Annotated in this window: 10 protein-coding genes; 5 read left to right on the forward strand and 5 right to left on the reverse strand. The window is 68.2% G+C overall.

Going from position 1 to position 12112, the window contains the following annotated elements; all coding sequences use genetic code 11:
* Nucleotides 1–42 precede the first annotated feature (42 nt).
* From A9G05_RS25470 to pdxY, 3 genes are all read right to left on the reverse strand, one after another.
* Nucleotides 43–567 carry a copper chaperone PCu(A)C gene (locus A9G05_RS25470; RefSeq protein ID WP_069563593.1) on the reverse strand — a complete coding sequence of 175 codons (525 nt, stop codon included), beginning with the start codon at nucleotides 565–567 and terminating at the stop codon, nucleotides 43–45.
* A gap of 97 nt (nucleotides 568–664) precedes the next feature.
* Nucleotides 665–1030 (reverse strand): DUF2946 family protein, encoded by a 366-nt coding sequence (locus tag A9G05_RS25475; RefSeq protein ID WP_256548489.1) that lies wholly within the window; start codon nucleotides 1028–1030, stop codon nucleotides 665–667.
* Nucleotides 1031–1287: 257 nt separating this feature from the next.
* Nucleotides 1288–2157, reverse strand: coding sequence for a pyridoxal kinase PdxY (gene pdxY / locus A9G05_RS25480; protein ID WP_069563595.1), 870 nt, complete (start codon nucleotides 2155–2157; stop codon nucleotides 1288–1290).
* Between the two features lie 64 nt (nucleotides 2158–2221).
* On the opposite strand from pdxY, the gene A9G05_RS25485 reads away from it, so the two are divergent.
* Together A9G05_RS25485 and A9G05_RS25490 are read left to right on the forward strand one after the other, a co-directional pair.
* Nucleotides 2222–3796 carry a sensor domain-containing diguanylate cyclase gene (locus tag A9G05_RS25485; RefSeq protein ID WP_069563596.1) on the forward strand — a complete coding sequence of 525 codons (1575 nt, stop codon included), beginning with the start codon at nucleotides 2222–2224 and terminating at the stop codon, nucleotides 3794–3796.
* 46 nt (nucleotides 3797–3842) lie between these two features.
* A complete protein-coding gene (locus tag A9G05_RS25490; RefSeq protein ID WP_069563602.1) occupies nucleotides 3843–4256 on the forward strand; it encodes a DUF3301 domain-containing protein in 414 nt (137 codons plus the stop codon).
* A 10-nt stretch (nucleotides 4257–4266) separates the two neighbouring features.
* Here the strand turns inward: A9G05_RS25490 and A9G05_RS25495 are convergent, their stop codons facing one another.
* Nucleotides 4267–4638, reverse strand: a complete 372-nt coding sequence (locus A9G05_RS25495) for a hypothetical protein (protein ID WP_069563597.1) — start codon at nucleotides 4636–4638, stop codon at nucleotides 4267–4269.
* Nucleotides 4635–5513, reverse strand: a complete 879-nt coding sequence (locus A9G05_RS25500; protein ID WP_069563598.1) for an alpha/beta fold hydrolase — start codon at nucleotides 5511–5513, stop codon at nucleotides 4635–4637. The genes A9G05_RS25495 and A9G05_RS25500 overlap by 4 nt, the downstream gene beginning before the upstream one ends.
* Before the next feature lie 219 nt (nucleotides 5514–5732).
* Here A9G05_RS25500 and A9G05_RS25505 point away from each other — a divergent pair, with 219 nt between their 5' ends.
* The 3 genes from A9G05_RS25505 to A9G05_RS25515 all read left to right on the forward strand — a co-directional run bounded on the left by A9G05_RS25505 (nucleotide 5733) and on the right by A9G05_RS25515 (nucleotide 11768).
* The gene (locus A9G05_RS25505) at nucleotides 5733–7424 is read left to right on the forward strand and encodes an ATP-binding protein (protein WP_083272677.1); all 1692 of its coding nucleotides are present in this window, start codon (nucleotides 5733–5735) and stop codon (nucleotides 7422–7424) included.
* Nucleotides 7421–8767, forward strand: coding sequence for a sigma-54 dependent transcriptional regulator (locus A9G05_RS25510; RefSeq protein WP_069563600.1), 1347 nt, complete (start codon nucleotides 7421–7423; stop codon nucleotides 8765–8767). Before A9G05_RS25505 ends, A9G05_RS25510 begins: the two co-directional genes overlap by 4 nt.
* Before the next feature lie 1693 nt (nucleotides 8768–10460).
* Nucleotides 10461–11768 carry an MFS transporter gene (locus A9G05_RS25515; protein ID WP_069563601.1) on the forward strand — a complete coding sequence of 436 codons (1308 nt, stop codon included), beginning with the start codon at nucleotides 10461–10463 and terminating at the stop codon, nucleotides 11766–11768.
* Nucleotides 11769–12112 lie beyond the last annotated feature (344 nt).

Below are 12112 nucleotides of genomic sequence, written 5' to 3' on the forward strand. Positions count from 1 at the left end.
GGCAGGGGCAAATGCCCCTGCCGGGTGCAAGCCGGCAGGCGGTTACTGGGCGTGACCACTGTGCTGGCTGTGGTCGCCGTGCTCGGCGTGCTCGCCGTGGGCGTGGGCCTTCTCGCCGGCCGGAGCGGTCTTCTGTACGGCGATCTCCACCTTGAGGTCGCCGGCCTTCTCGAAGTGCAGGGTCAGGGGGAAGCGCTCGCCATCCTTCAACGGCTGCTTCAGGCCGAACATCATCAGGTGGTAGCCACCCTGCTCCAGGCGCACCTCGCCGCCAGCGGGAATGGCCAGGCCACCCTCCACCTGCTGCATCTTCATCACCCCGTCCTTGTGCACGTGCTCGTGGATCTCGATCTTGCCGGCACGGGGAGTGTCGGCGCCCACCAGGCGGTCCGGGGTGTCGCCGTTGTTGTGCACCACCAGGTAGGCCGCACCGTTGGCGGACACCGGCGGCAGCTCCAGGGCCCACGGGTGGTCGATGTGCAGCTTGGCCACCTGGTACTCGTGGGCCAGGGCGGCGGTGCTGAACAGGCCCAGCAGGGCAGCGGCGGAAATCAGGGTCTTGCGCATGGGGTCACTCCTTGGAAAGTCGATCGGCGCCGGGCCTGAAAACGGCCATCCGGACGCCGGGAACGCCGCGAGCAGGGGCACGCGGCGGCAAACGGCTTCAGGCGAGCGACGGCGGTGCGCGGGGCCGTGCACCGGGGAATACCGAGGCGGCACGATGACCTGCCTCCGGCTCCAGCGGGGAGAAGAACGCCGTGGCCGGCAAAAGGGCGGGCAGCAGCGGTGCGGGCGTGAGTGCCGGGGAGGCGGAGAGCAGCGTGCAGTAGCCGCACTTGGCCAGCAGGTGATCGGGGTGGGCCGGTAGCCTGGCCGCGTCACGCCCGGAGGCGCAGGCCATCTCCGCCAGCCAGGCCGGCAGTTCGCCCGCCTGGGCACGGGCCTGGGACAGCAACGGACCGGCCACCACCAGCCACAGGGCCAGCAGTCCGAGCCAGGCGCCGAAGCGCATGCGTCCGTGATGAGCCAATCCCGTCTCCCGGGTCCGTTGGAGGGCGGCGTGGGCAGCGGCACCACGCCGGAAACCGCGCCATGCTAGCGATACAGCGCCGGCAAGCATAGCCGCTGAAGGGCACCTCCAAACACGGCCTGCGTTGTCATCGCGGCGTTGAAAACAGCCTCAAATGCTCATTTACCGCACGTAAACTGCGCTTTTTCGCCGGTTTTTGCCTTCGGCTTCCGGCCTCGCCGACGTTTTTGGACATGCCCTGAGTCAGATGGCCGCAGTCAGCCCAGGCGACGCGCCTCGAAGCGCACGCGCGGGTGGGCGATGCGGTCCTGGGCCCGCACCAGTTCCAGTTCGTAGCTGCCGCAGGCCTGGGTTTCCAGCAGCACCTCGTGCACCGCCGAGGCGGCGAACTCGAAGGCCGCCACCAGGGTATCCCCCAGCAACAGGCGGGCGAGGAACACCCCGGACGTCAGGTCGCCCACGCCCACCGGCTGGCGCGGGAAGGCCAGCAGCGGCCGGCGCAGCAGCCAGCTGCCATCGGTGCTGACCAGCAGCATTTCGAAGTCCTCCGGGGCGCGGCCGGGGTAGTCCAGGTGCTTCACCAGCACTGCACGCGGGCCACGGGCCAGCAGCGTGCGTGCCATGTCCACGCAGTCCTCCAGGGAGTCCGGGCGGCGCCCGGCGAAGCTGTTCAGCTCCAGCTGGTTGGGGCACAGGTAGTCGGCAGCGGCCGCGGCCTCCTCCAGCAGGAAGCGGCTCACCTCGGGTGCCACCACGCAGCCCTTCTCCGGGTGCCCCATCACCGGGTCGCACAGGTACAGCGCGCGCGGGTTGGCCGCCTTGATGCGGGCCACCGCCTCGAGGATCTCGCGGCCCTGGGCTGCGCTGCCCAGGTAGCCGGACAGCACCGCATCGCAATTACCCAGCTCACCGATGGCGGCAATGCCCTCCACCAGCTGGGGGATCTGCCGGGGCGGCAGCACCTCGCCGGTCCACTGCCCGTACTGGGTGTGGTTGGAGAACTGCACGGTGTTCAGCGGCCAGACCTTCACCCCCAGGCGCTCGACCGGGAATACCGCCGCGCGGTTGCCGGCGTGGCCGAACACCACATGGGACTGGATGCTGAGGAGATGGGGCGTGCGCGACATGAATGGTCCTTCGGGTCGGGGTGGATCGAATGCCAGGAGGTGCGGGCTCGGTTCGCCGGCCATAATGGCAGGATTCTCCAATCTGCCGGCACCCACCGTCACCATGGAATCCCTGTATTTTTCGCCCATGCTGCTCGGGCTCAACCTGATGCTGGGCAGCGCCCTGGCCTGCACCGGGCTCTGGTACGTCTCGCGCCCCTATCGCGGCCCCGGCTTCTGGGCGGCGGGCGCCTGGCTGCTGATCCTCGGCATCCTCGCCTTCTTCGTCTTCGTCGCCACCGGCAACCGCGTGCTCAACGTCCTCGGCAACGCCACCCAACTGGCTGGCGAGGCGGTGCTGATGCTCGGGGTGTTCCGCTTCCTCGGCCGCCCGCTGCCGGTCTGGACGGTGCCGGCCAGTGCCGGGCTGATGGCCGCCTTCAACAGCTGGCACTGGTGGGTGGCACCGCTCAACAGCGAGCTGCTGATCGCCGTCTATGCCGCCATCGGCGGGGCGCTGCCCCTGCAGGCCGCCAGTGCCCTGCTGCGCCACCCGCGCGAACCCCAACTGCGCGGGGTGTGTGCCGGCGTCGGCGTGGTGCTGCTGGGCTACGCCCTGGTCACCCTGCTGCGGGGCGGCATCGCCGTGCACGACTGGCTGAATGCGGTGGAGCACCCCGACGTGACCCGCTCGGTGGCCTACCTGCTGCCCTACAACTTCGGCATCCCCCTGTGGGTCATCGCCCTGGTGGGCCTGGCGCTGATGACCATGCGCCGCATCCTCCTCGACAGCCAGCGCCACGCCGAGCAGGCCGAGGCCGGCGCCCAGCGCTTCGAGCGCCTGATGAGCCTGACCAGCGTGGGTCTGATGGTGCTGCAGGACGGCCGCATACAGGACAGCAACCCGGCCCTCGACAGCCTGTTCGGCCTGCCCCGCGACGGCCTGCGCGAGCGCACGCCCCAGGCACTGTTCCCGGCCAGCGAACAGGCCGCACTGGAGCGCCTGCTGGCGGAGGCCGACGGCACCCCGCGTGACTTCGCCGTGCAGCGCCAGGACGGCACCCTGCTCGCCGTCGAGTGCTCGGTGACGGCGCTGGGCGACCACCAGCGGCTGGTGGAGATCCGTGACGTCAGCCACCGCAAGGCCCTGGAAGAACGCCTGCGCCTGCAGGCCACCACCGACCCGCTCACCGGCGCCCTGAACCGCCGGGCCTTCGACACCCGCGCCGAGCAGGAGCGCCTGCGGGCCCTGCGCCAGGGCCAGCCGCTGTGCCTGGCGATGCTCGACATCGATCATTTCAAGCGCATCAACGACCAGCACGGCCACGCCGCCGGCGACCTGGTGCTGCGGTCCTTCAGTCGCCTCTGCCAGGAGGCCGCCCGCAGCACCGACGTGTTCGCCCGGATCGGCGGTGAGGAATTCGTCTTCCTGCTGCCCGACACCCCAGCCGATGCCGCCCGTCGTTTTCTTGAACGGTTACGCGAGGCGGTGGAGGGGCTGCACTTCGATGTGGAGGGTCAGACGCTGGCCATCAGCGTCAGCATCGGCCTGGCCGAAGGCCCGGCCGATCAGGGCCTGGAAGCACTCCAGGAGGCAGCCGACCAGGCGCTCTACCGGGCCAAGCAGCGGGGCCGCAACCGCCTCGAGCTGGCCTTCTGATTGGCCAAGGATGGGTTAAGCTTCAGCGCATCCGAGGGGAGTGATCATGATCAGTCTGGCCGATGTCTTCCTGTTCCTGCTGCTTGCCGCCGGCGCCGCCTGGCTCTGGCGCGGCCACGGTGTGCGCGAGCGCGCCCTGGTGCTGGTGAAACAACACTGCGCCCGTTTCGACGTGGAACTGCTGGACGGCAACGTCGCCCTGCAGCGCATGGCCATCGTCCGCGATGCCAAGGGCCACCGTCGTCTGGCGCGTATCTATGGCTTCGAATTCACCGTCACCGGCGAGCAGCGCCTGACCGGCACGGTACAGATGTTCGGCAACCACCTGGGGCGCATCCAGATGGACCCGCACCCCTTCCAGGCCCCGCGCGAGCCGGAAGTCGTCGCCAGCAACGTCATCCAGCTGGACACCTGGCGCCGCAACCACCCGCGCCAGGACGAGCAGCGCCAGGTGGAATGACCCGCCGGGCTCAGCCCTCGCCGAGCCCCTCCAGCCTGTGGATAACCCCGTTCCAGTCCGCCCGCGTGGCGCCGGTCATGGCGCCGCGCAGCAGCCGGCAGCCCAGGCGGAAGCCGAGCCGCACCCGCCGCGCCTGGTTATGCCGGCAGCGCTCGAACAGCCAGTCGGGATCGAACCCCTGCCACACCCCCGCCACGCTCCAGGCGTTGAGCCAGACGGCGGGCGCCACTTCCAGCGCGTAGATCGCCTCCAGCTCGGCCTGTGGATAACCGCTCTCGTGCAGGCAGCGCGCCAGCCGCAGCAGGTCGCCCGCGTCCAGCTCGGTATCCAGCCACAGCTCCGAAAGCGCCAGCCAGACCGCCTCGCGGCGCGGGTCGCTCACAGGCCGCGCCCGAGGAAGTCCGCCACCCGCTCGGCGGCGGCGTCCGGGTCTTCCTGCATGAAGCAGTGGCCGCCCTCCACCACCTGAGCGCTGACGTGGCCGTTGAGGGCACAGAGCCGCGCCACCGAACGGGCGACGAAGGGGTAGCTGGCCTCGCCGTGGAGGATCAGGGTCGGCGTGGCAATGCGCGCCAGCGACGGCCAGAGGCGTTTCGGGCAGGAGCTGAACACCTCGGCCTCACGACTGGGGCGGCACTTCAGCTCGACGCCGCCCTCCACCGCCTTGATCGCATGGTCCACGTAAGCCGTCAGGGCATCGTCGCGCCAGCCACGGAAGATGCCGCGCCCCTGCAGCGCCTTGAAGGCTGCCTCGCGGTCACTCCACTGGTGGCGTCGAGCCCGGGCACGCTTGGCCAGGGTGGTACGCCGGTGCAGGCCGAGCACCTCGCTGAAGGCCATCACCCCGATCATCGCCGGGGTGAAGATCACCGGGTCCAGCAGCACCGCACGCTGGAAAAGCGCGGGGTGGCGGGCCAGCACCAGGCTGGTGAGCACGCCCCCGAAGCTGTGCCCCAGGGCCAGGCGCGGCACCTCGCCGAAGCGCCCGCGACCGGCCTCGAACGCCTCCACCGCCAGCTCCGCGTTGCGGTTCCAGCCCAGGAAGCGCCCGCCATGATCACTCTCGCCGTGGCCCTGCAGGTCGCACAGCCAGAGATCGAAGTGCGCCTCCAGGCGCGCCAGCATCGGCGCATAGGCGCGGGTGCAGAAGCCGTTGCCATGCAGGAAGTGCAGCAGTGGCCGGCCACTGGGCGGGCTGTGCCAGCCACGCAGGGTGAAACCGGCGGACGTGGAATGGGACCAGGCGATCAACGACATGGGACAGGCTCGCAACGGGAAGCGCGCAGTGTATCGCCGGATGCCGCCCACCGGCAGCCTGTGGACACCCGCTGGCTACAGGGGTTATCCACAGGCTGTCGCCACCCCGCTCGTGCTATCGTCGCAGCCCCCTGCACCACCCCGGACCCGCCCGTGCCCAGCCTGCCCCCGCGCATCGTCCCGCTGACTCTGCTGTTCGTCATCGGCCTGCTGCTGTCGATGCACCAGGCCGGGCGCCAGGCCGAGTACGCCGCACTGCGCGAGGAAGGCCTCCAGGCCGGCGCCCAGCTCGGGCTCTACCGCAGCGCCCTGAGCACCCTGATCGAGCGCTACCGCGCCCTGCCCGCCGTGCTGGCCCTGGACCCGGAGCTGCGCCAGGCGCTGCAGGCACCGCTGACCGACGACCTGCAACGGCAGCTCAACCTCAAGCTGGAACGCATCAACGGCGCCGCCCACTCCTCCACCCTGGAGCTGATGCGCGAAGACGGCCTGGCCATCGCCGCCAGCAACTGGCGCCTGCCCACCAGCTACGTCGGCCACAACTACGGCTTCCGCCCCTACTTCCTGGAAACCCGTACCCAGGGCACCGGACGCTTCTACGCCGTGGGTGTGGTCAGCGGCATCCCCGGCTACTTCCTCTCCCACGCCATCCACGACGATGCCGGGCGCTTCCTTGGCGCCATCGTGGTCAAGCTGGAGTTCCCCGAGCTGGAGCAGCAGTGGCGCGAGCGCCCCGACGTGATCCTGGTCAGCGACGCCAAGGGCATCGTCTTCATCGCCAACCAGCCGGCCTGGCGCTACCGCGAGCTGGCGCCGCTGGACGCAGGGCAGCGCGCCGAGCTGGCCGCCACCCGGCAGTACGACAAGAAACCCCTGGTGCCCCTGGAGCACCAGACCCGCGAAGACTTCGGCGGCGGCAGCCGCCTGGTGCGGGTCAACGGCCCGGACGGCGAACAGGACTACCTCTGGGAATCCGAGGCGCTGCCCAGCGAGGGCTGGACCCTGCACCTGCTGCACCGCCCCCAGGGCGCCGCCAGCAGCGCCCGCACCGCCAGCCTGGCCGCCGGCGGGGTGTGGGCGGCGTTGTTCTTCCTCGGCCTGTTCCTGCAGCAGCGCTGGCGCCTGGCGCGCCTGCGCCAGCAGAGCCGCGAGGAGCTGGAGCGCCTGGTGGAGCAGCGCACCGCCGACCTGCGCACCGCCCAGGACGGCCTGGTGCAGGCCGCCAAGCTGGCCGCCCTGGGGCAGATGTCGGCCGCCCTCGCCCACGAGATCAACCAGCCGCTGACCGCCCTGCACATGCACCTGGGCAGCCTGCGCCTGATGCTGGACAACGGCCAGCTGGACCCGGCGCGCAAGGCCCTCGACCGCCTCGACGAGCTGCTGCGGCGCATGGCCGCCCTCACCGGCCACCTCAAGACCTACGCCCGCCGCACCCCCGGCGGCCTGCGGGAAACCCTGGAACTCGGCGACGTGGTGGGCAAGGCCCTGCAACTGCTCACCCCGCGCCTGCGCGACAGCGACGCCCACATCGTCCAGCACCTGGAGCAGCCGGCCTGGGTCCAGGGCGACGCCATCCGCCTGGAACAGGTGCTGGTCAACCTGCTGCGCAACGCCCTGGATGCCGTCGACGGCCAGGCCGCGCCAAAGGTGGAGATCAGCCTGCGGCGCGACGGCGAGCACTGGTGCCTGGAGGTCGCCGACAACGGCGGCGGCGTCCCTGCCGATGTGCTGCCCCAGGTCTTCGACCCCTTCTTCACCACCAAACCGGTGGGCGACGGCCTGGGCCTCGGCCTGGCCGTGTCCTACGCCATCGTCCATGAACTGGGCGGGCGCCTGGCTGCGGAAAACCGTGGCCCCGGCGCGGTGTTCCGCCTCAGCCTGCCGGCCAGCCCCCCCGAGGAGCGAGCATGACCTCCCCCCACGTGATCTTCGTCGACGACGAAGCCGCCATCCGCGAAGCCGTGCGCGAATGGCTGGAACTCTCCGGCTTCGCCGTGCGCCTGTGCGCCAGCGCCGCCGAGTGCCTGCAGGCCCTGGAACCGGACTTCCCCGGTGTGGTGGTCAGCGACCTGCGCATGCCGGGCATGGACGGCCTGGCCCTGCTGGAGGCGGTCCAGGCCCGCGACCGCGACCTGCCCTTCCTGCTGGTGACCGGCCACGGCGACGTGCCCCAGGCGGTGGAAGCCATGCGCCTGGGCGCCTATGACTTCATCGAGAAGCCCTTCACCCCCGAGCGCCTGCTGGGCAGCCTCCAGCGCGCGCTGGAGAAGCGCCGCCTGCAGCAGGAGAACCGCCGCCTGCGCCAGCAGGCGGACAGCCGCGCGCAACTGGACGGCCGCCTGCTGGGCATCTCCCGGCCCATCCTGCACCTGCGCAAGCAGGTGCTGGACCTGGCGCAGACGCCGGTGAACGTCCTGCTGCGGGGCGACACCGGCAGCGGCAAGGAACTCGTCGCGCGTTGCCTGCACGACTTCGGCCCGCGCGCGGAACGGCCCTTCGTCGCCCTCAACTGCGCCGCCATCCCCGAGAACCTCTTCGAGAGCGAGCTGTTCGGCCATGAAAGCGGCGCCTTCACCGGCGCCCAGGGCAAGCGCATCGGCAAACTGGAGCACGCCAACGGCGGCACCCTGTTCCTCGACGAGATCGAGAGCATGCCCCTGGCCCAGCAGGTGAAGCTGCTGCGGGTGCTGCAAGAGCAGCAACTGGAGCGCCTGGGTTCCAACCAGAGCATCCGCATCGACGTGCGGGTGGTGGCCGCCACCAAGCCGGACCTGCGCGACGAAGTGCGCGCCGGGCGCTTCCGCGAGGACCTGCTCTACCGCCTGAACGTCGCCGAGCTGCAGTTGCCGCCGCTGCGGGACCGCCGCGAGGACATCCCCCTGCTGTTCGAACACTTCGCCGCCCTGGCCGGCGAACGCCTGCAGCGCCCGGTGCCGAACCTCACCCCGGCCGAGCTGGCGCACCTGCTGGCCCACGACTGGCCCGGCAACGTGCGCGAGCTGGGCAACGCCGCCGAGCGCCACGTGCTGGGGCTGGTCGCACCGCTGGACGCCCCCCGCGAGGACGGCGTGCCGTCCCTGGCCGAGCTGATGGAAGCCTACGAGGCGCAATGCCTGCGCCAGGCCCTGGCCCGCAGCAAGGGCGACATCAAGGCGGTGATGGCGCTGCTGCAACTGCCGCGCCGCACCCTCAACGAGAAGATGCAGCGCCACGGCCTGGCCCGTGGCGACTTCCTCCCCGGCGAAGACGACTGAGCCATCCACAGGGCCTTCCGGCCCTGTGGTCATAAATCCACCTGAACGTCGAAGGCCCCGTCAATCGGGGCCTTCAGCACTGTGGACACAGCTTTTCAACAGGTTGATACACGGTATTTGGGGACAGCTCCCGGGCGGGGCTTTTCCACACTCCGCATCCCCTTCACTCCGCAAAATCCCTTGTATGGCGGGGCCTTGCGAAAAACATGATCAGTAAATGCACAGTTTGCTCCGTGCCGCCCCCGACACGGGCTGTGTACAACTGAAAACAGTTTATCCACAGATTTTTCCCCTTTAAGCGGGGAGAATTGTGGACAGCACCACCAGCGCGTCGCTCGCTGTGTGCATCCAATCGTCCTCGCACCCCTGGTCAAAACGCGATCAAATCGATTAAAGCCTTATGAGTAAAGGCCTGCAAGCGATTGACCACAGCTTATCAACAGGCTGTTCCACCTCAACTGGGGACTGTTGATAGCGTGATGAACAGGCAAACACCACCGCTGCCTGCGGCGCGCCCGAGTAATCGCTCAGAATTCGTACAAACCCTTGGAGGCCTTGCAATTCCTGGCCTTCAGAGAGGTGCAGACAGCTTGTACACAGGCCCTTCCACCGTTATTGGGGACGGTGTGGATAGCAGGGAGAACGCCCCTTCTGACAGGCCGACTGCCGCTCCGGCCCGGCCTGTACGGCACACGCCAGATGCCTGCACCGCCCAGCCAGCAAGGGCTCAATTAATGATCAATCGGCTGAACAGCCCGCCAACAGTGGATGACAGGCAGGTGCGTACAGTTTTTCCACAGGGTCTTCCCCGGATACTGGGGGCAATGTGGACAGCAAGGCTACCGGCGCTGGGTCTTTTCCACACGACTGGAGAGCCCGCGCATCGATCAAAAAACGATCTAAGTGCCAGAAGCCCCGCCAAATCAGGCCTCTGACAGTCTGGCTACAGCTTGTCCACAGGCTCATCCCCGGCGTTTGGGGACAGGTGGGGATCATGCAGCGGTTCTGTCCACAGTTCACAACTGCGTAGAACCGGCGCATGGCAGGGCCCAGCTACTGATCAGAATCTGTACGAAGGCCTGAAAGCCTTGTTGATACTGGGTCTTGTCGATCTATCCACAGCTTGGGCACAGTACCGTCCACGGGAATTGGGGACGATACCCAACAGGCCGTATCCGCTCACTTATCCCGTTGGACATTAAGTGATCAACCCTCCACAGATAGCTTGCAGCCTGGCCTCTGGCGGGGTGGCTACAGCTTTTCCACAGGCTCATCCACGCCATTTGGGGACAGTCGCCCACAGGGCGGACGCCCATCCACAGTCCTTGCCCTGTGCAAATCCTGATCGAATGCCTGAAACCGACGGATTACGGGGCATAGGGGAAGCTGCCCACAGCTTGTCCACACTGTGCTCCACCGGAATCGGGGATGAACACCTGCCCCTGGCGCTTCCCATGTGCGGCGGGGTGCCCGGAAACCATGAAGAAGGTATGCGCACGCCAGCACCGGGCACTCGGCAACAACCCGCTCATCGCCCGTTCCGGCATCGGCGGGATTCCGCGCAGCGAAGCCCCTCCATCGAGCCGAACCCCAGCAACGGCGCGGCCTCCAGTGCCTGGCACAGGTCCTGCTATGGGGCCTGTCCAAGCCCGGCCAGTCCGTGCGCACAACAACAACGACTCGAGGAACCACGATGGACAGCTCCAGCACCCTGACTGCCTCAGCAACACCCCGCACCACGTCCCAGCGCATCAAGTCGATCTTCAGCGGCTCTGTGGGCAACCTGGTGGAGTGGTACGACTGGTACGTCTACGCCGCCTTCTCGCTGTACTTCGCCAAAGCCTTCTTCCCCCAGGGCGACCTGACCGCTCAATTGCTGAACACCGCCGCGATCTTTGCCGTGGGCTTCCTGATGCGCCCCATCGGCGGCTGGCTGATGGGCATCTACGCCGACCGCAAGGGCCGCAAGGCCGCCCTGCTCGCCTCGGTGCTGCTGATGTGCTTCGGCTCGCTGATCATCGCCCTGACCCCCAGCTACGAGAGCATCGGCATCGCCGCGCCCATCCTGCTGGTGATCGCCCGCCTGCTGCAGGGCCTCTCGGTGGGCGGTGAATACGGCACCTCCGCCACCTACCTGTCGGAGATGGCCACCAAGGAACAGCGCGGCTTCTACTCCAGCTTCCAGTACGTGACGCTGATCTCCGGCCAGCTCATCGCCCTGGCGGTGCTGATCGTGCTGCAGCAGACCCTGACCACCGAGCAGCTGGACAGTTGGGGCTGGCGCGTGCCCTTCTTCATCGGCGCGGCCTGTGCCGTGGTGGCGATGTTCCTGCGTCGCGGCATGGAGGAGACCGACTCCTTCACCCAGAAGAAGGACAAGCCCAAGGAAAGCCTGCTGCGCACCCTGATGCGCCATCCCAAGGAAGTGCTGACCGTGGTTGGCCTGACCATGGGCGGGACCCTGGCCTTCTACACCTACACCACCTACATGCAGAAGTACCTGGTCAACACCGTGGGCATGAGCAAAGGCGACTCGACCATGATCTCGGCCGCCACGCTGTTCCTGTTCATGCTGCTGCAACCCATCATCGGCGCGCTCTCGGACAAGATCGGCCGACGCCCGATCCTGATCGCCTTCGGCGTGCTGGGCACCCTGTTCACCTACCCGATCCTCAGCACCCTGCACACCGTCGAGACCTGGTGGGGCGCGTTCTTCCTGATCATGGCGGCGCTGGTGATCGTCAGTGGCTACACCTCGATCAACGCCGTGGTGAAAGCCGAGCTGTTCCCCACCGAGATCCGCGCCCTGGGCGTGGGCCTGCCCTACGCGCTGACCGTGTCCATCTTCGGCGGCACCGCCGAATACATCGCGCTGTGGTTCAAGAGCATCGGCATGGAGAGCGGCTTCTACTGGTACGTGACGGCCTGCATCGCCTGCTCGCTGCTGGTGTATGTGTTCATGAAGGACACCCGCACCCACTCGCGCATGAACGACGACTGATTCCCTTGGGCCGCCCCGGCCCTGGCTGCGGCTTGCCGTAGCCGTTTTATTCCGCAGACGGGCCCGCAAGGGCCCGTTTTCGTTTCTGTACGCCTCGCGCTCTACGTCCGGGCGCACATAGAACCAGTGCTTGGCTTGAGAGGTTGGGCGGGGACAGTGCCCCTTCAGGAGGCCGAGCGGAATCGTCGTGGAAGGGGTTGAGCGACATGGATGTCGCGAGAGCGCTGCCGGGCCAGGGATGGCCCGTCAGCGCGTGCCCCTGGAACGACGATGTAGCGAGGGGACCCGACGTAGTCGGGCCGTATGCAGGGGCAAGCCTTTTTGGCTCCTTTTGGGGCGACTGC

This window comes from Pseudomonas sp. ENNP23 (assembly GCF_001728945.1).
GTDB lineage: Bacteria > Pseudomonadota > Gammaproteobacteria > Pseudomonadales > Pseudomonadaceae > Metapseudomonas > Metapseudomonas otitidis.

Bases quoted from the DNA above. Each gene is read 5' to 3' on its own strand.
- A9G05_RS25470 (WP_069563593.1), bottom strand. From the start codon at position 567: ATGCGCAAGACCCTGATTTCCGCCGCTGCCCTGCTGGGCCTGTTCAGC.
- pdxY (WP_069563595.1), bottom strand. From the start codon at position 2,157: ATGTCGCGCACGCCCCATCTCCTCAGCATCCAGTCCCATGTGGTGTTC.
- A9G05_RS25485 (WP_069563596.1), top strand. From the start codon at position 2,222: ATGGCAGGATTCTCCAATCTGCCGGCACCCACCGTCACCATGGAATCC.
- A9G05_RS25490 (WP_069563602.1), top strand. From the start codon at position 3,843: ATGATCAGTCTGGCCGATGTCTTCCTGTTCCTGCTGCTTGCCGCCGGC.
- A9G05_RS25500 (WP_069563598.1), bottom strand. From the start codon at position 5,513: ATGTCGTTGATCGCCTGGTCCCATTCCACGTCCGCCGGTTTCACCCTG.
- A9G05_RS25505 (WP_083272677.1), top strand. From the start codon at position 5,733: ATGCACCAGGCCGGGCGCCAGGCCGAGTACGCCGCACTGCGCGAGGAA.
- A9G05_RS25510 (WP_069563600.1), top strand. From the start codon at position 7,421: ATGACCTCCCCCCACGTGATCTTCGTCGACGACGAAGCCGCCATCCGC.
- A9G05_RS25515 (WP_069563601.1), top strand. From the start codon at position 10,461: ATGGACAGCTCCAGCACCCTGACTGCCTCAGCAACACCCCGCACCACG.